The sequence below is a fragment of the Paenibacillus sp. FSL L8-0470 genome (genome assembly GCF_038008625.1).
Taxonomy (GTDB): domain Bacteria; phylum Bacillota; class Bacilli; order Paenibacillales; family Paenibacillaceae; genus Paenibacillus_AQ.
This window is the reverse complement of sequence record NZ_JBBOZM010000001.1, coordinates 4374223-4399756: the sequence shown is the minus strand read 5'-3', so window position 1 is coordinate 4399756 and position 25534 is coordinate 4374223. Positions and strand designations below refer to the sequence as shown.

At 49.4% G+C, this 25534-nt stretch carries 24 protein-coding genes; 23 read left to right on the top strand and 1 reads right to left on the bottom strand.

Translation table 11 applies throughout. The features are described 5' to 3' along the window. The first annotated feature begins 43 nt into the window (after positions 1-43). From dpsA to NST99_RS19800, 9 genes are all read left to right on the top strand, one after another. Entirely contained in the window at positions 44-943 is a 900-nt protein-coding gene (gene dpsA, locus NST99_RS19840) for a dipicolinate synthase subunit DpsA (RefSeq protein ID WP_341093955.1), read from the top strand. 143 nt (positions 944-1086) lie between these two features. Beyond that, positions 1087-2307, top strand: a complete 1221-nt coding sequence (dapG, locus tag NST99_RS19835) for an aspartate kinase (protein WP_341093954.1) — start codon at positions 1087-1089, stop codon at positions 2305-2307. Between the two features lie 16 nt (positions 2308-2323). Continuing rightward, positions 2324-3199 carry a 4-hydroxy-tetrahydrodipicolinate synthase gene (gene dapA / locus NST99_RS19830; RefSeq protein ID WP_341093953.1) on the top strand — a complete coding sequence of 292 codons (876 nt, stop codon included), beginning with the start codon at positions 2324-2326 and terminating at the stop codon, positions 3197-3199. A gap of 611 nt (positions 3200-3810) precedes the next feature. Then, positions 3811-5490 (top strand): ribonuclease J, encoded by a 1680-nt coding sequence (locus tag NST99_RS19825; protein WP_038593375.1) that lies wholly within the window; start codon positions 3811-3813, stop codon positions 5488-5490. A gap of 231 nt (positions 5491-5721) precedes the next feature. After that, positions 5722-6216, top strand: a complete 495-nt coding sequence (locus tag NST99_RS19820; protein ID WP_341093952.1) for an RNA polymerase sigma factor — start codon at positions 5722-5724, stop codon at positions 6214-6216. Then, positions 6213-7223: an anti-sigma factor gene (locus tag NST99_RS19815; RefSeq protein ID WP_341093951.1), complete on the top strand. Its 1011-nt coding sequence runs from the start codon at positions 6213-6215 to the stop codon at positions 7221-7223. Before NST99_RS19820 ends, NST99_RS19815 begins: the two co-directional genes overlap by 4 nt. A gap of 130 nt (positions 7224-7353) precedes the next feature. After that, positions 7354-8133, top strand: coding sequence for a ClpP family protease (locus NST99_RS19810; RefSeq protein WP_341093950.1), 780 nt, complete (start codon positions 7354-7356; stop codon positions 8131-8133). After that, positions 8130-8345, top strand: a complete 216-nt coding sequence (locus tag NST99_RS19805) for a YlzJ-like family protein (RefSeq protein WP_341093949.1) — start codon at positions 8130-8132, stop codon at positions 8343-8345. Before NST99_RS19810 ends, NST99_RS19805 begins: the two co-directional genes overlap by 4 nt. A gap of 124 nt (positions 8346-8469) precedes the next feature. Further along, complete coding sequence (locus tag NST99_RS19800) at positions 8470-11130, top strand: FtsK/SpoIIIE family DNA translocase (protein WP_341093947.1); 2661 nt, start codon at positions 8470-8472, stop codon at positions 11128-11130. Positions 11131-11186: 56 nt separating this feature from the next. On the opposite strand, the gene NST99_RS19795 is transcribed toward NST99_RS19800, so the two are convergent. Next, a complete protein-coding gene (locus NST99_RS19795; protein WP_341093946.1) occupies positions 11187-11354 on the bottom strand; it encodes a hypothetical protein in 168 nt (55 codons plus the stop codon). Between the two features lie 234 nt (positions 11355-11588). Between NST99_RS19795 and sleB the strand changes: the two genes are divergently transcribed. The 14 genes from sleB to rny all read left to right on the top strand — a co-directional run bounded on the left by sleB (position 11589) and on the right by rny (position 25453). Next, positions 11589-12449, top strand: a complete 861-nt coding sequence (sleB, locus tag NST99_RS19790) for a spore cortex-lytic enzyme (protein ID WP_341093945.1) — start codon at positions 11589-11591, stop codon at positions 12447-12449. A gap of 205 nt (positions 12450-12654) precedes the next feature. Further along, positions 12655-13893 carry an EF-P 5-aminopentanol modification-associated protein YfmF gene (gene yfmF / locus NST99_RS19785; RefSeq protein ID WP_341097704.1) on the top strand — a complete coding sequence of 413 codons (1239 nt, stop codon included), beginning with the start codon at positions 12655-12657 and terminating at the stop codon, positions 13891-13893. Positions 13894-13895: 2 nt separating this feature from the next. Further along, complete coding sequence (gene yfmH / locus NST99_RS19780; RefSeq protein WP_341093944.1) at positions 13896-15176, top strand: EF-P 5-aminopentanol modification-associated protein YfmH; 1281 nt, start codon at positions 13896-13898, stop codon at positions 15174-15176. Further along, on the top strand, positions 15176-15943 hold the full coding sequence (ymfI, locus tag NST99_RS19775) for an elongation factor P 5-aminopentanone reductase (RefSeq protein WP_038593352.1): 768 nt from the start codon (positions 15176-15178) through the stop codon (positions 15941-15943). The genes yfmH and ymfI overlap by 1 nt, the downstream gene beginning before the upstream one ends. Positions 15944-16096: 153 nt before the next feature. Continuing rightward, a complete protein-coding gene (locus NST99_RS19770) occupies positions 16097-16357 on the top strand; it encodes a DUF3243 domain-containing protein (protein WP_341093943.1) in 261 nt (86 codons plus the stop codon). A 177-nt stretch (positions 16358-16534) separates the two neighbouring features. After that, positions 16535-17302, top strand: coding sequence for a DUF3388 domain-containing protein (locus tag NST99_RS19765; protein WP_038593346.1), 768 nt, complete (start codon positions 16535-16537; stop codon positions 17300-17302). 91 nt (positions 17303-17393) lie between these two features. Then, positions 17394-18374, top strand: a complete 981-nt coding sequence (locus NST99_RS19760; protein WP_341093942.1) for a RodZ domain-containing protein — start codon at positions 17394-17396, stop codon at positions 18372-18374. Between the two features lie 83 nt (positions 18375-18457). Beyond that, positions 18458-18619, top strand: coding sequence for a hypothetical protein (locus NST99_RS19755; protein WP_341093941.1), 162 nt, complete (start codon positions 18458-18460; stop codon positions 18617-18619). A gap of 208 nt (positions 18620-18827) precedes the next feature. Beyond that, positions 18828-19319 carry a YajQ family cyclic di-GMP-binding protein gene (locus NST99_RS19750; RefSeq protein WP_038593340.1) on the top strand — a complete coding sequence of 164 codons (492 nt, stop codon included), beginning with the start codon at positions 18828-18830 and terminating at the stop codon, positions 19317-19319. 150 nt (positions 19320-19469) lie between these two features. After that, positions 19470-20057 carry a CDP-diacylglycerol--glycerol-3-phosphate 3-phosphatidyltransferase gene (gene pgsA / locus NST99_RS19745; RefSeq protein ID WP_038593337.1) on the top strand — a complete coding sequence of 196 codons (588 nt, stop codon included), beginning with the start codon at positions 19470-19472 and terminating at the stop codon, positions 20055-20057. A gap of 46 nt (positions 20058-20103) precedes the next feature. Then, the gene (locus NST99_RS19740) at positions 20104-21393 is read left to right on the top strand and encodes a competence/damage-inducible protein A (RefSeq protein ID WP_341093940.1); all 1290 of its coding nucleotides are present in this window, start codon (positions 20104-20106) and stop codon (positions 21391-21393) included. A gap of 297 nt (positions 21394-21690) precedes the next feature. Further along, entirely contained in the window at positions 21691-22755 is a 1065-nt protein-coding gene (gene recA / locus NST99_RS19735) for a recombinase RecA (RefSeq protein WP_341093939.1), read from the top strand. A gap of 114 nt (positions 22756-22869) precedes the next feature. After that, positions 22870-23604 carry a regulatory protein RecX gene (locus tag NST99_RS19730; protein WP_038593328.1) on the top strand — a complete coding sequence of 245 codons (735 nt, stop codon included), beginning with the start codon at positions 22870-22872 and terminating at the stop codon, positions 23602-23604. 307 nt (positions 23605-23911) lie between these two features. Continuing rightward, positions 23912-25453, top strand: coding sequence for a ribonuclease Y (gene rny, locus NST99_RS19725; RefSeq protein ID WP_038593326.1), 1542 nt, complete (start codon positions 23912-23914; stop codon positions 25451-25453). Positions 25454-25534 lie beyond the last annotated feature (81 nt).

Here is a 25534-nt window from a genome sequence, read left to right as displayed (position 1 = left end):
GATTTGGGCAGGTCCCGTGTAATTAGAAAGGAGCGTCATCCTTATGTTTACTGGCATCAGGATCGTGTTCCTGGGCGGGGACGCAAGACAGCTGGAGGTTATTCGTAAATGCGTAGAGATGGAAGCGACGGTAAGCGCCGCCGGGTTTGATAAGTGGGAAACTCCAAGTCCGGAAGTGAACATGAGTCAGCTTTCGGCCGGACTGCTCAGCAGCGCGGATGTGCTGGTGCTGCCTACGGTGGGGTGTGACGAGGAAGGAAATATTAATGCCGTATTTTCCTCGGATCGCCTACAGTTGCTTGACGAACATATCGCGGCGTTGCCGCCGAATTGCACAGTGTATGCCGGTGTAGCCAAAAGTTATTTGCGCAACCTGTGCGCCAGACATTCGATTAAGCTCGTGGAACTGCTGAACCGGGACGATGTGGCGATTTACAACTCCATTCCAACAGCAGAGGGTGCACTGGTTATGGCCATCCAGAATACCGATTTTACAATTCACGGCTCCTCTTCGATGGTGCTCGGCATGGGCAGAACCGGATTTACAATGGCGAAGGTATTGCAGGGACTCGGTGCCAGTGTAAAGATAGGCGTCAGGAGGCAAGAGCATTACGCACGTGCGGAGGAGATGGGCTGGAAGCCATTTATGACCGGAGAACTGCTGCTGCATGTGCCGGAGGCTGATCTCATCTTTAATACCGTACCGGGCATGATTATAACCGCGCAGGTACTTTCACGTCTTCAGAAGCACTGTGTAATTATCGATCTGGCCTCCGCCCCGGGCGGATGCGATTTCCGCTATGCGGAGAAGCATGGAATCAAGGCGTTGCTGGCTCCAGGTCTGCCTGGAAGGTTTGCCCCAAAAAGCGCAGGGATGATTATGGCTAATGCGTTGGTGCAGTCGATATCTGACGAGACATTGCGCACAGCGGACAATAAATGAATTGGCTTATAAATGAGTAGGTTATATTATTATTCAGCATTTCAAAGTAAAGATCTTGCGTACATGAGCCGTTCCTTGGATAGAGACAGTTCTTCAGTGCATATAACGCATGCTTGCTTAGAGAAGTAATGGAGGAATTATAAATGGGTATTTTGGTGCAAAAGTTCGGCGGAACCTCATTGTCCACACCGGCAGCGAGGGAGCATGTCATCCGCCACGTCAAACGGGAGATGGCCAGCGGCTTTGATCTGGTTATTGTCGTCTCCGCTATGGGACGCAAAGGGGAGCCTTACGCAACCGATACGCTGCTTGACTGGGCAGTGCAGAACGGGAATTCCCTGCCGGACCGGGAGAAAGATCTTTTGATGTGCTGCGGAGAAATAATCTCCGCCACTACACTGTGTGGTCTGCTGGAGCAGGAGGGCATCCGCTCTACTGTGCTTACAGGCGCACAGGCTGGCTTCCTTACCGACAACAACTACGGCAACGCAAGAATTCTTGATGTGCAGACCGAACGCATTTTACGGGAATTGCGAGAGCATAAAGTAGTTATAGTAACCGGGTTTCAGGGTCAGACCGAAGCCGGTGATTTTACGACCCTTGGACGCGGAGGAAGCGATACCTCAGCAACTGCGCTTGGTGCAGCGCTCCGTGCGGATATGGTCGATATTTACACCGATGTGGACGGGATTCTTACAGCCGATCCGCGGATTGTCGAGGATGCGAAGCAACTGACCTATGTCAGCTATACAGAAATCTGCAACATGGCCTATCAAGGGGCTAAAGTTATACATCCCCGTGCGGTGGAAATTGCCATGCAGGCCCAGATTCCTGTACGTGTGCGTTCAACGTTCTCGGAAGCCGAAGGTACACTTGTCACTCATCCTGAAGGGTTCAGCGATGTTTCACATGGGGTAGTGGACCGTTATGTGACAGGGATTGCTTATGTCAGTAACATTACACAGATCTCCGTGGAATGTCCGGACGGCAACGGTACCGGAGTACAGCTGCAAATCTTCAAAAGCATGGCCGACAATGAAATCAGTGTGGACTTTATCAATGTAACGCCTTCGGAGGCGCTGTATACTGTGAACGATGACAAATCGGAGCAGGCTATCGCTGCGCTGCAAGAGTTGGGGCTTCGTCCCAAGAGCTTGTCCGGCTGTGCCAAGGTCTCGGTAATCGGCGGAGGCATTAACGGCGTTCCGGGGATTATGGCCCGCATTGTCGAGGCGTTAACCTTGCAGAACATTCAGATTTTACAGTCTGCCGATTCCAATACAACAATCTGGGTACTGGTGAAGAAGGAAGATATGGTACAGTCGCTGCGCGCACTGCATGCCAAGTTTGAATTGCACCGCTGACAAGGAGGAATTCAAAGTGGATTTCGGAAGATTAATAACCGCGATGGTAACCCCTTTTGACGGGGATGGAGAAATCAACTGGGAAGCAACTTCACGCCTTGTTGACTATTTGATTGAGGAACAGAAATCCGAAGCGCTGGTAGTCTGTGGTACCACTGGAGAATCACCCACACTAAGCGAAGAGGAGAAGCTCCGGCTTTTTTCCTACGTTCTGGAGAAAGCGGACGGACGCTGTAAAATCATTGCCGGAACGGGTAGCAACAGCACGAAGAATTCGATTCATCTTACGAAGGAAGCGGAGAAAATCGGAGTAGATGGTGTTCTTCTCGTCGTTCCTTATTATAATAAGCCGAACCAGGAGGGGCTATACCGGCACTTTTCGGCGATCGCTGCGGAAACAAGCTTGCCCTGTATTCTTTACAATGTTCCAAGCCGTACCAGCGTAAGCATGAGTGTGGCGACGACATTAAGACTTGCTGAAATCCCCAATATTGTGGCGACCAAGGAATGTGCCTCAGTCGATCAGATTACTCTGATCGCTTCGGCTTGTGCGGATGATTTCCACGTATACTCGGGGGATGATTCTGCGGGACTGGCAACACTTGCCGTCGGCGGTCACGGCATTATTAGTGTAGCCAGCCATGTGGTGGGAGTTGAGATGTCGGAAATGATCGAAGCCTTTATCTCCGGCAATGTGCACCGGGCCGGCGAGCTTCACCGCCAACTGTTCCCTGTGTTCAAAGGGTTGTTTGAGTGCCCGCAGCCGCTGCCGAACCCTTCGGCTGTTAAGTATGCATTGGAACTGCGGGGTATTCCTGTCGGATCCGTGCGTCTGCCACTGGTGGGACCGAGCGATGATGAAGCCGAGTTCATTAAAGCGCTGCTGAATTAGAAGGTCAAATCTCTTGAATAAGCATTGCAGCAAGAAGCCGGCTTCCCGCGTGGGGAACCGGCTTCTTGCTTTTTGTATTAAAACTGTAAGCTGACGGTTAATTCTCAAACAGTCGAAATGTTGTGAAATAAGCGCAAATGTTAAGGATTGCAACATAGTTTCTGCTTGTCTTTTCCTCAAATAATGCAGGTTCTTTAAGGAAAGAATAGGCTTACGAAGCCGATGACTTGTCTTTTGCCAAAAAAATCATGTATAATGTTCTTAAGTGACTGGGTGCGGCAAAAATTAAATATGCGGTAATCTTCCGTCAATGTAATTTTACATTGTGTGACAGGATAGGTCCTTGTATAAGTCTGTGCAATTGCTGCCAGATTTACGCGCGAGGGGCGCGGCGGTGAAGTTTGACGGTGTTTGTCCGCTTCAAGAAGGTGCTCACTGCCCGAATTCGGGGGTTTTTCGCTTTGCGTAATTATGCAGACTTACGGAATTTCTTGTTCATCGTGGAAACTATCGGCAATTTGAAGAATGTGTTCAGCGCCGCTGAAATAATGAAGCTCATTGTTTACAAATAAAAAGTATGACGTCCAACATCATAGGAGGGTTAGATTCATTTGTCCAAAAAAAACAACAACGATAAATTGCTGATATTCGCATTGGGCGGAGTCGGAGAAATCGGGAAAAACATGTATGTCGTTCAATACGGAAACGACATTGTAGTCGTGGATGCCGGTCTGAAGTTCCCGGAGGAAGATATGCTCGGTATTGATATTGTAATACCTGACATTTCGTACCTGACAGAAAACCGCGACAAGGTAAGAGGTATTGTGCTTACCCACGGACACGAGGATCACATCGGCGGATTGTCTTATGTGCTTAAGAACCTGAATGTTCCGGTTTATGGAACAAGACTTACCCTTGGACTTGTGGAGAACAAGCTTAAGGAAGCTAATCTGCTCGGAGAAACGAAACGGATTCTAATTAACGAAGATTCGGAAATTGAACTGGGAACTTCATTGAAAGCAACCTTCTTCAGAACCAATCACAGTATTCCTGACTCCGTCGGAGTATGCATCGAAACACCGGAAGGCAATGTTGTCCATACAGGTGACTTCAAATTTGACCACACCCCAGTCAATGGTCAATTTGCCAATCTCCACCGTATGGCTGAAATCGGCCAGAAAGGCGTACTGGCGCTTATGTCTGACAGCACGAACGCAGAGAAGCCAGGCTTCACGCCTTCGGAGAAGAATGTCGGCATCGTACTGGAAGATATCTTCCGCAAGGCTGAACAGCGTGTTGTTGTGGCAACCTTTGCTTCCAACGTGCACCGTATTCAGCAGGTGGTTAACGCCGCTGAATCCACTGGCCGCAAGATTACGGTTATTGGCCGCAGTATGGTGAATGTGGTATCCATCGCTTCCGAGCTGGGTTATCTGCATGTGCCGGACGGCATGCTGATTGAACCGGAGGAAATGAATAGAATGGCCGGCAACCGTGTAGTTGTGCTGTGCACAGGCAGCCAGGGCGAACCGATGTCAGCTCTTACACGCATGGCGCGCTCCAGCCACCGCAAAGTGGATATTCTTCCGGGCGACACCGTTATCATTGCGGCAACGCCGGTACCGGGTAACGAGAAATATGTAGGCCGTACGATTGATGAATTGTTCCGTCTTGGCGCTAACGTGATTTACAGCGGTTCCAATTCCGGCGTTCACGTCTCCGGTCACGGCAGCCAGGAAGAGCTGAAGCTGATGCTCAACCTGATGAAGCCTAAATACTTTATTCCTATCCATGGTGAATTCCGGATGCAGCGCAAACATGCGCTTCTGGCAGAATCAGTCGGAGTGGAACCAAGCAACATTTTCATTACCGAAATCGGTGAAATTGTTGAAATTCAGGGCGGATCAGCCCGCAAAGCCGGCAAGGTTACTGCAGGCAACGTGCTGATTGACGGTCTTGGCGTTGGCGATGTCGGCAATATTGTACTGCGAGACCGCAAGCTGCTGTCCCAGGATGGTATCCTTGTTGTCGTTGTGACACTGAGCAAGCAGAACGGAGCAATCGTATCCGGACCGGATATTATCTCCCGCGGCTTTGTCTACGTGCGCGAGTCCGAAGGACTTCTGGATGAAGCGAACCGGATTGTCTCCAGTACGCTGCAGCGCCTGATGAGCGAGAAGGTCAATGAATGGGCTTCGCTCAAAACAAGCGTCAAAGATTCACTCGGCCGTTTCCTCTATGAGCAAACACGCCGCAGACCGATGATCCTCCCGATCATTATGGAAGTGTAAGAAGCAACTAGCTTCTTATAATATAAATATGCAGGGCCAAAGGCCCCTTCTCCCCGGAAATATTGGACGGTTTCTTGGGGAGGAGGGGTCTTTGTGTTGTGCAGCATTATCCCCTGTGTCTATGCAAAATTTGAATGGCAGGTCCGGCTCCGATGCCGATGTGCCCAAATAATTTATTGGCAGGGACAACATTTAGGCCCTTCAATCGTTATATAGCCAAGGAGGTGCAAGATGGGCCCGAAACTGAAGGAGCAGCAGCTTCAATCCAAAATGGCAGAAATCCGCAAGTATTTAATCCGCTTGGGCGCTGGCACCGCCGATGCGGAGGATATCGTGCAGGACACTGTGTACAAGGCACTGCTGTATCTTGACGGGATTGACGAACATAAGATCAGCGCGTGGCTCTACAAGGTGGCAATTAACAGCTACTATGATTTATGCCGAAGGCAAACACGGTTCCAGTATTCCGAAGAAATCGATCTTGAGGCACCTGCAAATGAGCTGCCCGAATCAATGCTGCTGCAGCAGGAGCAAAAGGTGCTTATCGAAAAGGTTCTTGGAAAGCTGAATCCGGCGAACCGCCAGCTGATATTGCTGAAATATGAGATGGAATTCTCCTATAAACAAATCGCGGCGCTTTTAGGCATAACGGAAGGGACGGTAAAGGCTTCACTATACCGCGCCAGACAGCAGTTTCAACAAAATTACGGAGGTGAGGCTGAATGACTGCTCCATGGGAAGAACAAGAGGATCAGAATCTGGTATATACACTGAAACAAGCCAAACGCAAAAGCCTGTTCCGCAGCATTGTCATTTCGCTGCTTGTTAGTATTCTTACACTGGTAGCTATTTTCTTCGGTGCTGCACAGCTGGTGGAGCGGAGATCGGCTGAGTCCCGCTACAGCGAATGGATGTATATGAGGATCAGCAGTCCCAATGAATTTCCGTCCGGATTTAGAGACAACCGTGGATTTCTGTCGGGTGTCATGGAAGTGAATACGTACAAAATCATTGAAGGTGTACCTGTTCCGTGGAATGAGAAATGGTTCAATTACAACGAGTGGTGGTTTCCGTTTGCTACCGGTGCATATGGAGGTACAACCCATCTTAGTGGGACTGACCCGCAGATGAAAGTGGAGGGCTATAAATACAACAGGCAGTACAATCCCTACAACGGACAGAGGGAGATGGCTTATTATATTCCGGAAGTGAATTACGGTAAAATCCTGAATGACCTTTCCTTGCTTACGAAGATGGAGCCTGACGAACTGATGGAGATGGCTTTATCTTTCGATAAGCCTTATTCCTTTGATGAAGTGAAGAAGATGCTGCCTGAAGGAGTGAGACCTGTATGGTATTGGGTCGATACGTATGATGAAACCTCACGGTTCAATTTGGAACCCCATGAAGACGGGAACGGCGGGATGATAGACCCAGAGCCTATGGCATCTTCATCTGGTGTATACGGTTTTGGGATCGGGCCTAACCGGGATGAGGCGTCACCGGATGATTTTCTTGAGCACATCAAGAGCGGGCTTAAACTAAAGGACAATTACCACAGTGAATACAAGCGGATCCATCAATACCTAAAAAAAGACAAAAATGAACCTGAAGCCGGAGATGTCCGCATTCTGGGTGTCGTGGTCACCGGCTCCGCAGCCGGTCTGAAGAACCTGAATGGGCAGTCCTATATCCGCGGTGTTGTGCTGGGAGCCGTTGCGGATAACTATTAAGATAGGAGGAACCAAGCTATTTTTTGTAGAAGTTCATTGCATAAGGGAGTCCCCTGGAATGTCATACTATTGAAAGATAGTACGGCTGCAGCAGATTAGCGCTGTAAGCGGAAAGGGTGAACTGTGCATAATGGACTTTACAGCAGATACTGATACTGGCAAGAATGAAGAGATCCTTCCGGGAGAAATAAAGCCCGTAACGAGTGAACCCATCCCACCGGGTACTGTGGGGGTTCTGAAGGAGCTGGGGCAGACGGTAGTTCCAACGGGAGAACCCGATATTTTCTGTATAACGATTATTGGGCAGATTGAGGGGCATTTCGTACTGCCTCCGCACAACAAAACGACTAAATATGAACATATAATTCCGCAGCTGGTGGCTGCCGAACAGAACAAAAATATAAAAGGGCTGCTGATAATTCTGAATACGGTCGGCGGTGATGTGGAGGCAGGGCTGGCGATTGCAGAAATGATCGCGTCTTTGTCGAAACCGACGGTGACCGTAGTCATTGGCGGGGGCCACAGCATCGGAGTTCCGATTGCCGTGTCTTCCAGCTATTCCATTATTGCGGAGAGCGCAACTATGACGATTCATCCAATCCGCATGAACGGCCTTGTTATAGGTGTGCCCCAGACCTTTGAATACATGGAGCGCATGCAGGAGAGGATGGTCAGATTCGTCACTTCCCATTCACATATTTCAGAACAGCAATTTAAAGATTTAATGTTTAAGACAGGGGAGCTTAATCGTGATATCGGTACAGCTGTTGGCGGCTCTGATGCCGTCAAATATGGTCTGATGGATGAGGTAGGAGGTATCGGAGCAGCGCTGGCGCATCTGAATAGGCTGATTGCCAAGGATGATCTCCAAAGAACAGATGTGTTGCTGCCGGGGGGGCTGACTCAATGACCTTCTATACGGTGCTTCCGATGGAACAAGTTTTTGAAGGGGCGATCCACTTTTCACAGCCCTTGCGGGAGGTCAGCATTCAGGGAATGTTGATGCAGGTTGAACCGCTGGAGGGGGGACAAGCACGGATTGTAAGGTTGCTTCAATGCCCGCTGGACAAATATTTGGACCCGGCATTCGCTCCGGGAGCCGTCGTGTTTTACGATAGATGACAACTACCCCCGGAATCCTTAAGGGAAATGCGAACAGAGAACATAAAGATGCATTTTCTGACAAAACAGAACATAGGTACGCCACGCCATTATATGGTATAATGTTGTTCCGGGGGTGGCTGTTGTGGCTAAACGAAAAAAGAAGAAGAAAAAAGCGCTGCTCGGCAGTGTTCTAAAATATGAAATTTACGGCATTATGCTGATAACGATTTCCGTCATTGCATTGTCCGGCGAGGCTGCGGTTGGACGTTCTCTTTCGAGTATGGCAGGTTATTTATTAGGCCGTTTTTATTTTGTGCTGCCGTTGGCCGGTATTTTTTACGGGCTGATGGTGATGATTCACAGAAGATGGCCTTCGAGTTGGAACAGCCGCCATTCCGGCGTGCTGCTGCTTGTGCTGTCCTTGTGTCTGATGAGTTCGATCTCAGCGATGGAGCAGAAGCTCGGTCCATTGTCGATGCTGCATCCTGGCAATGTTATGGCGCAAATACATACTGATCTTTCCGGTGCACTTTCGCCCGGTTCCAGCAACAGCAGCGTATATATGCTTGGCAAAGATATTAGCGGAGGCTATATCGGGGCGCTGGAGTTCGCAGCCCTGTTGTGGCTTTTCGGCACGCTTGGTGCCAAGCTGCTAATGATTGTAATGATGGCCATCAGCTTCATGCTGGTCACGAATCTGTCATATGTAGAGCTGTTCTCGCTGCTGCGGGTCCGTGCTGGGAAGCTGCTGGAAGGGATTCGCCTGAAAGCGGCCAACCGTCCAGCTGCAGTTCCCGTTGCGGCCCGTTCCTCCAGAACAGGCAGAACACCAGCACCACATCCTGTTCAAGAGCTTGAGGAGGATGAAGAGGAGGAGGACGAGCAGGCTTTGCCAAGACGAAGTCAACCGCTGTTTTTCCGGCGGATTGGGGGTTGGCTGAGCGGGACTTCACGGACAGAAGGGCAAGGCGAAGAAGACCGGGAGGAAGATCTCACAGCAGATTTGCTTAACGGTCCGCCCAATAGCCCGATTATTAGCGGACTCGATGCCGGGAGGGGGCGTGCTTCCCTCGATAATCTGGAGGATGATTTCGCTGGAGAAGAGCTGGAGCCCGTTACACCGATTATCCGCGATTTCTTCGAGCATATCCGTTCAGAAGGACTGAATGAAGAAGACCGTGAGGACTGGAGCGAATTCTCTCCTGCGGCGCGAAGCGGGAACGGCTTGAGAGGTTCTGTGTTAGACGGAGTTCCGGCAGATACCCAAGCTACTGATGGGGATGCGCCGGAAGATCCTGTGGTTGTGGAGCTGGACGGGCTGCTGGCTGCTGGCGAAGACGGAGTCCCTGTGCCTGCTGCCCCGCTTCCTCCGCCGCCCAAACCGTATAAGCTACCTTCCTTCCGGCTTCTGGCCAAGCCTAACAATGGAGCCAAGGCGGGAGACCAGAACGATTACATGCAGACTGCCCGCAAGCTGGAAGCTACACTAGAGAGCTTTGGTGTCCGGGCGAAGGTACTTGAGGTGGTAAGAGGCCCGGCCGTTACCCGTTACGAAATTCAGCCGGATATCGGTGTGAAGGTAAGCCGGATCGTCAATCTTACGGATGATATCGCGCTTGCGCTTGCAGCGAAGGATATCCGTATGGAGGCGCCAATACCGGGCAAATCAGCAATCGGGATTGAGGTGCCTAACTCTGAGGTATCCGTCGTAACCATGCGGGAGGTTATGGAAACACAGGTGTTCCAAGATGCCGAGTCCCGGTTGTCGATCGCGTTCGGACGTGATATCTCCGGCCAGACGATTGTCGGCAATTTAGCCAAGATGCCCCATCTGCTCGTAGCCGGTGCTACCGGATCGGGTAAATCTGTCTGTATCAACGGTATCATCACAAGTATCCTTTACAAAGCGAAACCAAATGAGGTCAAATTTCTGATGGTTGACCCGAAGATGGTTGAATTGAATGTATATAACGGGATTCCCCATTTACTTGCCCCGGTAGTTACGGATCCTAAACGGGCAAGTCTGGCGCTGAAAAAGATTGTCGTGGAAATGGAAAAGAGATATGAGCTCTTCTCCAAATCGGGCACACGCAATGTGGAAGGCTACAATACACTGATGAAGGATAATCCTGCTGCAGTTCTGCCTTATATTGTTGTTATTGTGGACGAGCTTGCCGACCTAATGATGGTTGCAGCGAATGATGTTGAGGATGCCATTTGCCGGCTGGCGCAGATGGCCCGGGCGGCAGGCATTCATTTGATTATTGCCACCCAGCGTCCATCGGTGGATGTTATTACTGGACTTATTAAGGCAAATATTCCCTCCCGTATCGCATTCGGTGTGTCGTCAAATGTGGATTCCCGGACGATCCTGGACATGCCGGGGGCCGAGAAGCTGCTTGGACGCGGAGATATGCTCTTCCTGCCGATGGGCGCATCTAAGCCAATCCGTGTGCAGGGGGCATTCATGAGCGATCAGGAAGTCGAGACCATCGTGCAGTATGTCAGCAGCCAAGGGGAAGCCAATTATGACGAGACCCTGGTGCCTGAAGTAGATGACATGGTCACAGAGGACCAGGAGCCGCAGGACGAGCTCTATGAGCAGGCGGTACAAATTGTACTGGAAGCGAAGCAGGCCTCTGTATCGCTGCTCCAGCGGCGGATGCGCGTAGGTTATACCCGTGCTGCGCGGCTGATAGATGCCATGGAAGCCAGAGCGGTTATCGGGCCGTACGAAGGCAGCAAGCCGCGGGAAGTACTTATGTCACTGGAGCAATATCAACAGAACAGAATAAGCTCATAATATAGCCAAAAGAGCTGTCCCCTTACCCGGGATCAGCTCTTTTTTGCATGTGATATTTAGTTTGCTTTTGGCGCTGCAAGGAGACGTTCAACGATGTATTCGAGCTGAGCATTAAGCGAAAAGATGTCGCTGTAGTACGCCAGTCCAAAGTCTATTTCCATTAAGCGGCCCGCTTTTACCGCGGTAATGCTGTTCCACAGCGGATCTTCGGTCAGATCAGCCATGCCGTCATAGGATGATCCAGAAGGAACTCTGCCGGATATCTATAATTTCTATAATTTTTATAAGTGCTTTATTCCGCAGCAAAATATGATCTTGCAAATTCATGGCCGTATCTCAACTCCTGTCGGTTCATCTTTTGCCTTCTCCGGGTTGCAATGCATAGGATCACCTGTCAGTCGTCATAATAACTTTAGCCATCAATGTTGAACTTACAAGAGAAAGGTAGAGCGAACCCAATGAAAAAACATAAGCAATGGATTTTTGCCGGCTTAACCCTTGCACTGGCCACCTTGCCGCTTGCAGGTCTATTCTTTGAGGATCAGAGTGCGGTCTACGCCAGTCCGTATCATGCTTCGTCTGATCTGTCGGAAACTGCTGCTCCCGATGGTGAGGCGTTGCCTGCTTTTGGAACAACACCGCTTAAGGTCGGCTCTTCCGGACAAGATGTTTACGAACTGCAGGGAAGATTGAAGCATCTGGGGTATTTCTCGGGCAAAATAGACAGCCAATTTGGATCTAAAACGAAAAATGCGGTAACCTGGTTCCAGTGGAAATTCGGCATAAAATCTGACGGTATCGTCGGTGCCAAAACAAAGTTGAAACTGTACAATGCCACCAAGGCTTGGAAGCCGACAGAGCCTTCAACCAGCACAGCAAATAAAAATACCGGAAACAAAAGTAAAACTGCCGATTCCGGCAAGTCGAATACAGCGGAACTGTCCTCAGGGAATACAATGGGCCTGACCGAAAATGATTTGAAAATCATGGCCAATGCCGTTTATGGGGAGTCGCGGGGTGAGCCGTTTGAAGGACAGGTTGCCGTTGCTGCGGTTATTCTGAACCGTGTGAAATCCCCAAGCTTTCCGAATACACCTTCCGGCGTTATTTTTCAGCCAGGGGCGTTTACGGCCGTAGCTGACGGGCAGATCTACCTAGAACCCAATGAGCAGGCACGCAAAGCTGTTCAGCAGGCGCTTAATGGCTGGGATCCTTCAGGCGGCTGCCTTTATTATTTTAATCCGAAGACGGCTACTTCCAAATGGATTTGGACCCGTCCGCAGGTGAAAACAATCGGGGAGCATATTTTCTGCATGTAGCAGCAGACCTGTACTTGCCGCAATTTAACCCCCTGTATAAAACCGACCCAGAGCAACCGGTAAGCTTTTCTTCCGGTTGCTTCCTTACTTTGGAATGGTTTAGAATGGATAATACTTCATAAACTTGTTGTAGAGCATCTATCCACGCCGTAAAGGAGTTTTAGACTTGACAAATAATGGATTTCAACATGGCAACGCCGCAGGCATGCGCATTCATGTATTGCCGACCAAGGCGTTCAAGACCTTCGCCATTTCACTTTATGCTGGGGTTCCGCTGGACGAAAGTACGGTCACTTCCACAGCGCTGGTTCCTTTTGTGCTTCGCAGAGGTACAGCCAACTATCCGGAAACAACCCAGTTCCGTGAACGTCTGGAGGAACTTTATGGTGCCGGATTTGGTTTTGATATCTACAAAAGAGGCGATTATCAGATTGTCCAGTTCCGGATGGATACGATCAACGACTCCTTTGTGCAGAGCAAAGAGAGCCTTCTCGGGGAGTCTTTTGCTTTCCTAGGAGAAGTACTGACCCGGCCTTTGCTGGAGGACGGAAGCTTCCGTGCATCGTATGTCGCAACAGAACGTGAGACGGTACGCAAAAAGCTGGAAGCGATTGTTAACGATAAGATCCGCTATGCGGCTGAACGCTGTATTGAAGAAATGTGCCGTAAGGAGCCTTACCGTCTGCATCCCCTTGGCCAAAGAGCCGACCTTGACAGCATTACTCCAGAAAACCTGTATAAATCCTACAATTCCTGGTTGAACGGAGCGATCCTCGATCTTTACGTCGTTGGTGACACTACACCTGAGGAAGTTGAAAAGCTGGTCGTTCGCCATTTTGGCCGTGCACATAAGGAGACCACAGCGTATTCCTCCAACTTTTCACCGGTAGCCGTTACAGAGGTCCGGACTGTGGAAGAGAAGCTGGATGTTAATCAGGGCAAGCTTAACATGGGGCTCCACACTTCCATAACTTACAAGGATGACAATTACGCCTCCGCGCTGATGTATAACGGAATATTAGGCGGTTATCCTCACTCGAAGCTGTTCGTCAACGTTCGTGAGAAGGAGAGCCTTGCCTATTATGCGTCCTCCCGCTATGACGGACATAAAGGCATTGGAACCATTCAATCGGGGATCGAAACCCAAAATTACGGCAAGGCCGTCGATATTATCCGCAAACAGCTGGAGGAATTGAAGGCTGGAAATATCAGTGACCTGGAGCTGAACCAGACCAAGGCAATGATCCGCAATCTGCTTTCCGAAATTCAAGATTCGGCGTTTGAACTGATCTCGTTTGATTTCAACCGTCAGTTGTCCGGAAAAGACCGTTCCGCACTGGAGCTGCTGGCTCAAGTCGATGGCACCGGAGTGGAAGATGTGAAGGCGGCTGCCGACACGTTCCAGCTGGATACGATTTATTTCCTGACAGGGAAGGAGGAATAGCGGTGAAACAGATTCATTACGAAAGACTTCAAGAAACACTGTACCACGAGGTTATGGATAACGGTCTGCAGGTCTATGTGCTGCCTAAGCCCGCTTTCCAGAAAACCTATGCCACCTTCGCCACTAAATATGGCTCTGTGGACAATCACTTCAAAGTTGCCGGCGGTGAAGAAACCACTGTCCCTGACGGTATTGCCCACTTTCTGGAGCATAAAATGTTCGAAGAGCCGGAAGGTGACATTTTTGCCACCTTTGCTTCTAACGGTGCGTCGGCAAATGCTTTCACGAGCTTTGACCAGACAGTGTATCTTTTTTCGGCCACAGAAAATATTGAGACCAATCTCAGTACCCTCGTTGATTTTGTACAGCGGCCTTATTTCACCGACGAGAATGTCGAAAAGGAAAAAGGAATTATCGGCCAGGAAATCAATATGTACGCGGATAATCCGGATTGGCGCGTCTATTTTGGTTTGATTGAGGCCATGTACGCCAAACATCCGGTACATATCGATATCGCCGGAACGATCGAATCAATTGCCACCATTACCAAAGAAACACTGTACACCTGCTACAATTCCTTTTATCATCCCAGCAATATGCTGCTGTTTGTAGTCGGCGGCGTAGAACCGGAGAAGGTATTCGAGCTGATCCGCAGCAACCAGGCCGGTAAATCATACGAAAAGCAGGGTGAAATCTCGCGTATTTTTGAAGAGGAGCCCGTTCATGTTGCAGAGAAACACAAGGAAAGCCGTCTCGCCGTATCTATGCCGAAATGTCTCTTCGGCTTTAAAGAGAAGGTAGAAGGCCTCACCGGTGAAGCGGCAGTCCGCCGTGATCTGACCACTAAGCTAATGCTGGATCTGTTGCTGGGCAGCAGTACGACGCTGTACCAGAAGCTCTATGACGAGGAACTGATCTCCGACAGCTTCGGACATGAATTCAACAGCTCACCGCAGTACGCGTTCTCGGCGATTGGCGGCGATACGAAGGATCCGGATCGGCTCATCAGCAGGTTGAAGGAAGAAATCAGTGTTATTCTGAAGACTGGCTTCGCCGAGAAGGATTTCGAGCGGGCGCGCAAAAAGAAAATCGGCGGCTATCTGCGCATGCTGAACTCGCCGGAGAGCATTGCTCACGAATTCACACGCTACCAGTTTAGAGGCGGCGATTTGTTTGAAGTGCTGCCGCTTTATGAATCCATTACGCTGGATGAGGTCAATGCCCGCTTGCGTGATCATGTAGACTGGGAACAACTCGCTGTGTCGCTTGTGGTGAGTCCTTAATGGCGTTATCGGGAGAGGGCAGCAAGCCTATAGGAGAAATGACCGTGCTTGTCACTGGAGGCAGCGGAGGAATTGGCGGGGCCATCGCCGAACGTTTTGCTTCCGTGGGGATGAACATTGTTATTCATTATATGAACTCGCACGAAGCGGCGAATGATGTGGCCCGGCGCTGTATGGCGCTGGGGTCCAAGGTGTTGACTGTGACCGCTGATATGAAGGACCGCAGCCAGCTTGTCCGCATGGCAGAAAAGCTGGAAAGCAGCGGAATGCAGCCGGATATTCTGGTTAATAACGCCGGAAAAGCACATTATGGCATGCTGGCTGATGTGACGGAGGAAGAGTGGGACGATATTATGGCGGTGAATCTGAAAGGCACTTTTTTGTGCAGCCAGATTTTTATGCCTTATATGGTCAGCCAGCGGTATGGGCGGATTATTAATGTCTCCTCCGTTTGGGGCATCTCAGGCGCTTCCTGCGAGGTTGCCTACTCCGCCAGCAAGGGTGGGGTGAATGCCTTCACTAAGGCATTATCCAAAGAGCTGGCACCCTCAGGAGTCACGGTGAATGCCGTGGCTCCCGGTGCTGTCCATACGGCCATGCTGGCCAATCTGCAGGAGGATGAGATGCGGATGCTTGAGGAAGAGATTCCTGCGGGACGACTGGCTTCCCCTCATGAAATCGCCTCGCTTGTTTATTTTCTCGCCTTGCCTGAATCCGGGTACATTACCGGCCAGGTAATCAGTCCGAACGGCGGATGGATCACCTGATGAATCCGGTTACTGGCGTGGAGGCTTGGAGAAATGCTCCAGCATAAAAACGTACCGCCCGAGACATATTATAACTGTTGCTTTTAAATCTCACGTAAGGCGGCTGTCACCTGAACAAGGCGGGCGGACCGTAAACATGAAGGAGGATTTAAGATGTCAACAGAAACCGTAGTGAAAAACTTTGATACCTGGAAAAGCTTTTTGGGTGAACGGGTCATTCAAGCTGAAAAAATGGGGATGAGCGAAGATACCATTTCCAAGCTGGCTTTCGAAATCGGGGAATTCCTTGATAAGAAAGTCGATCCGGGAAACTATTCCAACCGGGCAATCAAAGAGCTGTGGGATGTCGGTACAGACGATGAGAAGCATACCATTGCTTCCCTCATGGTCAAGCTGGCGAAGAAAAACGCATAGGCATGCGGAACAAGCTCCCCTCGCGGGAGCTTTTCTGCAATTATTACAGTAGTGTCCTTGCCTTTCAATTTCATTTTATATATCATTAACATGACCCGTGTTTCAGAACGCTTGCCGAAGCAGGTTTTTTTAATGTATGGCAAAGTGCAGGGAAAAGGAATCTATGAGGTGTAACAAGTGGAATATAAACAATGGTATATGGAGTACAAGATACATAAGAACAGACCTGGTCTGCTTGGAGATATCGCTTCTATGCTCGGAATGCTTGAAGTCAACATCCTGACTATCAACGGTGTGGAAGGCAAGACGCGCGGAATGCTCCTGGAAACAAACGATGACGAGAAGATTATGCTGATGGGTGAAATGCTCAAAAAAGTAGATAATATTACGGTTACGGCGCTGCGTTCTCCACGGCTTGTGGATAAGCTGGCTGTCCGGCATGGACGATATATTGACCGCGATTCGGATGACCGCAAGACGTTCCGTTTTACCCGGGATGAACTGGGACTGCTCGTGGATTTCCTCGGCGAACTGTTTAAAAGGGAAGGGAATCAGGTTATAGGACTACGGGGAATGCCCCGCGTCGGCAAGACGGAGTCTATTATCGCCGGTAGTGTCTGCGCCATGAAGCGCTGGACATTTGTTTCTTCGACGCTTTTGCGGCAAACGGTCCGCAGCCAGCTGGCTGAGGATGAGATGAACCCTCATAATGTCTTTATTATTGACGGGATTGTAAGCACGATCCGCTCCAATGAGAAGCATTATAATCTGCTTCAGAATGTGATGAGTATGCCCAGCACAAAAGTAATTGAGCATCCGGATATTTTTGTGCGGGAATCCGAATATACCTTTGATGATTTTGATATCATTATTGAGCTGCGCAATATGCCGAACGAAGAGATATTGTACGAGTCGTTTACGACAAGCTACAGTGATGATCTTTAGAATATAAAACAAAGCGGATGCTTTCGAAGCGGGTTTTGTACGATGCTCTTCAAGAAAGCAAATGCTGACAAAACTTTTAGGAGGTGATGGCATGTCGGAACTGGGCCGGCATTTGAAGGAGGCTCGTCTGCAAAAAGGGATGAGTCTTGACGATGTCCAGGAAGTAACAAAGATTCGAAAAAAATATTTAGAAGCCATCGAGGCGGGTGACTATAAAGTGCTTCCCGGGAGCTTCTATGTTCGGGCGTTTATCAAAACCTACGCTGAGGCAGTGGGTGTGAACCCGGACGAGCTCATGGAAGAGCATGGCAATGTCCCGGCTGCCCCGGTAGAAACAACAACGATGGAGACCGTGATTCAGAAGCGCAGCCGCAGACCTGAAACGGAACGGAATGCGAAGTGGCTTCCGACAGTCCTGATGTGGACCTTCCCTATATTGATTATTGTAGTAATTTATTTGTACGCTTCTTCGAATATGAACAAAGCTGATCCTGAAAATGCTGCTCCCGAGAATTTGACCAACGAACAAAAGGATCCTTCTAAGAATCAGCCTTCCCCGACAGCGGTCGGGGGCGGAGTGGTGTCTCCTTCGGAATCAGCAGGCAGCCCTGAAGCGACTGCAACGGCTACTGTGGCTCCGACGGCTACACCAGTTCCTTCACCAAGCTCTCAGGCGGTTACGGTCACACAGGACCGTAAATCGGGCAAAACGACGATTTACAAAGTTTCTGCTCCTTCCGGAAGCGCTGTGCAGGTTGAGATTGCAGCAACCGGTGTAAGCTGGCTTGAAGTTTACAAGGGTGAAAATTCCAAAGGTGAGAAGCTCAGCTTTGGCAACACTGCTGCCGGTGAGAATAAGAGCTTTACACTCGGCAGTGAAGGGATCTATATTAAATCCGGTTACTCGCCAGCTACAAATATTACTGTTAACGGACAAGTGATCACTGACGGCAAAACCTCCTCCCGCATTCTGCTTGAACTGGATGAGGGCACTTCAGCCGACAGTGAATCCGGAAACACAGATGAGTCACAGGACAGCGTTACTAGCCAGAATAGCAATTCAGGTCAATAAAGGTAACCACGTATAGACTTTGGCTTTTTGGAGAATATAAGAGTGATTTACAGTTCTTACGCCAAAGTGAGGTGTATACTCTCATGACCGTTAGCTGGATTGTAACAGGGCTGGGCATTATCGTCAGTCTCCTCGGTTATTACTTGACGCCGAGCGCCTGGGGCTATGGAATTCTTGGCTTCGGACTGGCACATATTGTGCTGGGGATTCTGGATATGTTTCGGTCTCCCGCTCGCAGCAGATAAAGCCGCTGTATGAACGTCTCCCGGCAGTAGTTATTGCCGGGGGGCGTGTTTTTAGCCTTTGATTATCAAAGGCTTGCACTTGGCTCCACATCTGTGGGGCTGTTTTGCATGCGGGGGTGCGGGTGCCTTATTCTTGCCATAATTAGACTTAAGAAGCCCTTTCTCATATAATAGGAGCAGAATAATTGTTAGCAAAGGACGTGGATTCATGAGTTCAGAAAGTTCATTTGACATTGTATCCAAAATGGATATGCAGGAATTGACCAATGCTGTTCACCAGACCGAGAAGGAGATTGATAACCGGTTTGACTTCAAGAACAGCAAAAGCAGCCTGAAGCTGGAAAAGGATGCGCTTATGATCGCCTCAGAGGACGAGTATAAGCTGGGCGCAGTCATTGATATTTTGCAATCCAAGATGGTCAAACGTGGGATTACCCTCAAGAATCTGGATTTCGGAAAAGTCGAACCGGCTTCCCTTGGGACAGTGCGCCAGCGTCTTGGCCTTAAGCAGGGAATCGATCAGGAGAACGCCAAGAAAATCAATATTCTGATCCGGGATTCCAAGCTGAAGGTGAAGAGTCAGATTCAGGGAGATCAAATCCGCGTTACCGGCAAAAGCCGCGATGATTTGCAGCAAATTATTCAGATTTTGCGCAAAGCCGATTTGCCGCTGGATTTGCAGTTTAACAATTTAAAGTAAGCTTTTGTACCCCGCAGTGCTTACGCACCGGTTTTTGCGGGGTGCTTTCTGTTTTTTTGACACGTACATATAGCTATAATATACTTGCTTAAGCAGTTTTGAAGAAAATAGTGGAATTTCGGATTCGTAACGATCAGGGGAGGAACTTCAGTGAATTTGCCCAACCGCATCACGCTAGCCCGCATTTGCCTTATCCCGATTATGATGTTTTTTTTGCTGGTGGATTTCAGATTTTATCCGGAGCCTTTACATTGGGGCTCGTTCCAGCTTTCAATTAATCATCTGATCGCGGCTGTAATCTTCCTGCTCGCGGCCAGCACGGACGGTATAGACGGCTATATAGCCCGGAAATATAACATGGTCACTAATCTCGGCAAGCTGCTCGACCCGCTGGCGGACAAGCTGCTGGTTTCTGCGGTGCTGATTTCTCTGGTTGAGCTGGGAAGATGCGATTCATGGATCGCCATTGTGATTATCAGCCGTGAGTTCGCCGTAACCGGGCTGCGCCAGGTAGCGCTGCTCGAAGGCAAAGTGGTTGCCGCCAGCAAATGGGGCAAGATAAAGACAGTCGTGCAGATTGTCGCCATTTCCCTTCTGCTGCTCAACAACTTTCCCTTCCAGTTCGTCAGTATCCCTCTTGATGATATTGCCATTTGGGCCGCTGCGCTCATCACTATTTATTCGGGGATTGATTATTTCGTGAAGAACAAGGATCTGCTCCAACTTCATGATGCTTAGAACTTAATCACCCATCCACTTTATAACCAGGAGGAGAAAGCCAGCTATGAAAGCGGAAATAATTGCCGTCGGGACGGAGCTTTTACTTGGACAAATCGTGAACAGCAATGCCCAGTTCTTATCTGTAGAGCTGGCCGCGATGGGAATTGATGTATATTTTCAAACTGTGGTCGGGGATAACAGCGGCCGTATTCAGGAAGCAACAGAGATTGCAAAGAGCCGTGCAGATGTCATTTTGTTCACCGGTGGAATCGGTCCGACCGAAGATGACCTGACCAAAGACGCACTGGCGTTAACGCTGGGCCGTTCGCTTTATATCGACCCGCTTGCGATGGATCATGTACAGCATTTTTTTGATGACCGAAAAATTGTGATGACAGAGAACAACCGTAAGCAGGCACTTATTATTGAAGGAACTACGCCGCTTTCCAATGAAATCGGCCTTGCTGTCGGGATCGCGTTCGCCCATGAAGAGAAGTATTATATCGTGCTTCCAGGCCCGCCGCGTGAGATGAAGCCAATGTTTACGGACAAGGCTAAACCATGGCTGCTGCAGCACGCACTGACAGACGAAATGCCGATTTACTCCAAAATGCTCAAATTTGCCGGTATCGGCGAGTCTCTGCTGGAGGACAAATTGATCGATTTGATCCGGAGTCAGACTGATCCAACTATCGCTCCTTATGCCAAGGAAGGGGAAGTGACGGTCCGCATCTCTACCAAAGCGACTTCTGAACACAGTGCCATGGAGAAGCTGGATGTGTTGGAGAAGACAATCAAGGATATTCTGCCGGAGCATATGTATGCCAATATAGATGTGCCGCTGGAACAGCTTATTGTCGATTGGATGGCAGATGCCGGACTGACCTTAAGCGCCGCAGAGAGCTGTACAGGCGGTTTGCTGATGGAGAGCATCACGAATATTCCGGGCAGCGCAACCATGTTCAATGGGGGTATAGTTTGCTATTCCAATGACATGAAGAAGAAGCTGCTGAATGTGCCTGCTGCTCTTCTTGAGGGTCCTGATGCTGCCGGAGCGGTCAGCCGCGAAGTGGCTGAGGTGCTGGCGGAACAGGTAAGAATGATAGGGGACAGTGATTTCGGGTTATCAGTTACAGGCGTTGCCGGTCCCGGCTATTCCGAACGCAAGCCGGTAGGGCTTGTCTATGTCGGCTTAGCCGAACGGGGGCAAAAGACTGAGGTGTATGAGCTCAATCTCAAAGGGACGCGTGAGAACATCCGGCTGCGTTCAGTCAAAGCGCTATTATACCGTCTCTGGCGCAGGCTCGAGGAGCGCAAGGTGGCTACTCCGCCGGATGGATCAGCCTTGCAATAACCTGCTAAGACGGTATATAATTGTATATACGGAAGAACCGTAGCACTGAGAACTCTCTGCTGCGGTTTTTTGTTTTATGCGGCGCCGTGGACTACAGCGGAGCTCCTGCGAGCATAGGCCGTTGATTTCCGGTGACTGAAGGATTTGTATTGAATTCAACATCCGGAAGGAGGCTTACAATAAAAGGGAGTATTCTCCCGGAAGACAAAAAAAACGAATGTATGTTCGAAAAAAAGCTTGGCAAGACCTCCAAAACACGTTATTATATTACTATAAACAGTGAAGGAAGTGGTCTGATTGTCAGATCGTCGTGCAGCGCTTGATATGGCGCTTCGTCAAATAGAAAAACAATTCGGTAAAGGTTCGATCATGAAACTGGGAGAATCCTCGCATATGAAAGTCGAAGTCGTACCTAGCGGCTCCTTAGCACTTGATATTGCTTTAGGTATTGGCGGACTTCCTAAAGGACGCATTATTGAAGTATACGGACCGGAATCTTCCGGTAAGACGACTGTTGCTCTACATGCGATTGCAGAAGTTCAGAAGCTTGGTGGACAAGCTGCTTTCATCGATGCAGAGCATGCGCTTGACCCTAAGTATGCTAATGCTCTCGGCGTAAACATTGATGAACTGCTGCTCTCCCAGCCGGATACAGGCGAACAGGCACTGGAAATCGCCGAAGCGCTCGTCCGCAGTGGCGCAGTAGACATTATCGTCGTGGACTCCGTAGCGGCACTGGTGCCGAAAGCGGAAATTGAAGGCGATATGGGAGATTCCCACGTTGGCTTGCAGGCACGTCTGATGTCTCAAGCTTTACGTAAGCTGTCCGGAGCGATCAACAAGTCGAATACAATTGCCATCTTCATTAACCAGCTCCGTGAGAAAATTGGCGTTATGTTCGGTAACCCGGAAACAACTCCAGGCGGCCGGGCATTGAAATTCTACTCTTCCGTTCGGCTTGATGTGCGCCGCGTAGAGAGCATTAAGATGGGAAATGATGTTGTCGGTAACCGTACGAAGATCAAGGTCGTGAAGAACAAGGTTGCACCTCCGTTCAAGCAGGCTGATGTTGATATTATGTACGGTGAGGGTATTTCCAGAGAGGGAAGCCTTGTTGATATCGGTACTGAAATGGATATCGTTAACAAGAGCGGTGCCTGGTATTCCTACGAGGGTGAACGTTTAGGCCAAGGTCGTGAGAATTCCAAGCAGTTCCTGAAAGAGCATCAGGACATTGCTCTGGTGATCGAGAATAAGATTCGTGAAGCCAGCAATTTGTCGACGATTGTAGCGGCTCCGAGTGAATCTGAGGTTGCTGCAGAGCAAGAGGAAGAAGAAAACTTGCTGCTCGAAATCGAATAAATTTAAGTGAATAATATATAAGGTATTAGGCGCCCTGTGAATGATCTTAACAGGGTGCTTTTTCATAAGATCAGAAGAGTATAAGAATCAATAGCTATGAGGTGACAGACAGCCATGGTAATACAATTGAACCCTGAACCGGAAGAACAGGAAGAACAACCGCTGGACAATTTCCCTGAAGGCGAGCTGCTTGTCATCACACGGGTTGAGCGGCAGAAGAAGTCCGATCACCGTTACATTATTCATTTCGGCGCATATAACATGACTGTTCATGAAGATGTCATGATTAAATATCGGATGATCACCGGCAGTTCGTTCATGAAGGAAGATCTGGTGGAAATTGTTGTTGCGGATGAACGGCAGCGTGCTTATGTAGAGGGACTGCGGTATTTGGAACGAAAGCCTCGGACGTCTCAGGAAATGGCCCGTCGTTTACGTGAGAAAGAAATAGGAGAGACTATTATTGCCGAGGTGCTGCTGCGGTTGCAGCAAGAGCGTTTCCTTGATGATCCCTTGTATGCCAAGCAGTGGGCGGAACAACGCATTGCAAACCAGCGTAAGGGCAAGCTATGGATCCGTCAGGAGCTGCGGGAGAAAGGAATCGACAAGTCGCTGATCTCGGAAGCGCTGGAGAATATCTCTCCGGAACAGGAACTGGAGAGTGCTCTGCAGACAGGGCGCAAGAAATGGAATCTGATTCGCGGAGACGTTAATGACAAGCGCAGAAAGACCGGAGCCTTCCTCATGCGGCGCGGATATTCCGGTGAAATGGTACGGCAGGTACTGAATGTTTTACGCCAGGAAGAGGATTTTGAGGGTGAAGAAGAGGAGATTTACTTCCCTGACTGATTCTCTTGACTTAAATGCGGTTATCGACTCTCTTGACAAGGTCTTTTTATAAATAATAAAATATAACATGAATCGGCATAAACTAAGAATCCTTTTTCCTTCCCAAAAAGCAGACTCTTATGTACCGGTTCGCGTACAACTCATATGAAATGTAATCGCCGGATAAGGCGGGCAGTGTGCATGTGCAGCATGTGCAGTATGGCAATCGGTGTATTACCGGTTTTTTGTATGGTGATGAACGGATAGTTTAACAACTGCACAATTCCCAAGGCATTTCCCTTGGAGGAACCAACGAGGAGGTGAACAGATGGTAACTGCAATCTGGGTCATAATCGTTCTCGTTGTAGCTGCATTATTCTTTGGATTCGGTTATTTTATTCGTAAATCCCTTGCAGAAGCTAAGATTTCAAGCGCAGAGAAAGAAGCCGTAGTCATCGTGGAGAACGCGAAGAAAGAGGCGGAGGCGCTGAAGAAGGAAACGGTACTCGAAGCTAAGGACGAAGTCCACAGAATCCGTACTGAAGCTGAGAAAGAAACTCGTGAACGTCGGAATGAAATCCAACGGCAAGAGAGACGTTTGCTGCAAAAGGAAGAATCACTGGATAAAAAAATGGAATCGCTTGAACGAAAAGAAGAACAAGTAGCTAACAAAGAGAAACGAATTGACGAAACACAACAGCAAATTGATGTAATTTACAAGAACCAGGTCACTGAACTGGAACGCATTTCCAATTTGAGCATCGATGATGCCAGAAGTATCATTCTTAGCAATGTAGAACAGGAAGTTCGCCACGAGACCGCTCAGATGATTAAGGAAATTGAACAGCAGGCCAAAGAGGAAGCGGACAAGAAAGCCCGCGAAATCATTACACTGGCTATTCAGCGCTGTGCAGCTGATCATGTGGCGGAAACAACCGTGTCTGTAGTTACATTGCCGAATGAAGAAATGAAGGGCCGGATTATCGGCCGTGAAGGCCGCAACATCCGTGCACTGGAAACTCTAACTGGTATTGATCTCATTATTGATGATACGCCGGAAGCTGTTATTTTGTCGGGCTTTGATCCAATTCGCCGCGAAGTGGCCCGTACGGCACTTGAGAAGCTGGTCGCTGATGGACGTATCCATCCGGCACGGATTGAAGAGATGGTGGAGAAATCCCGCAAAGAAGTGGATGAGCGGATTCGCGAATACGGTGAACAGGCTACCTTCGAGGTTGGCGTTCACGGATTGCATCCGGATCTGATCAAAATTCTGGGCCGTCTGAAATTCCGTACGAGCTACGGTCAAAATGTACTCAAGCACTCCATGGAGGTTGCTTATTTGACTGGACTTATGGCCGGTGAGCTTGGGGAAGACATCGTGCTTGCTAAACGTGCTGGTCTGCTGCATGATATCGGCAAAGCGCTGGATCATGAAGTGGAAGGTTCGCACGTCGAGATTGGCGTCGAACTGGCGAAGAAATACAAGGAGCATCCGGTTGTTATCAACAGTATCGCGTCTCATCACGGTGACTGCGAAGCTACTTCGGTTATTGCCATGCTGGTTGGAGCTGCTGACGCCTTGTCGGCTGCACGCCCTGGCGCACGCCGTGAGACACTGGAAACGTATATCAAACGTCTGGAAAAGCTGGAGGAAATCTCCGAAAGCTTCGACGGCGTCGAGAAGTCCTACGCCATTCAAGCGGGCCGCGAGGTTCGTGTGATGGTGCAGCCTGAGAAGATCGACGATGCGGAAGCATTCCGTCTGGCCCGCGATATTACGAAGATGATCGAGAGTGAACTGGATTATCCGGGTCATATCAAGGTTACCGTTATCCGCGAGACACGGGCTGTTGAATACGCTAAATAAGCAAGGAAATCGGCCCCCCTGCGGGGCCTTTTTTCTTTCATACAGAATATATGCTTACGAAGCCGGATGTGTACGAAGAAC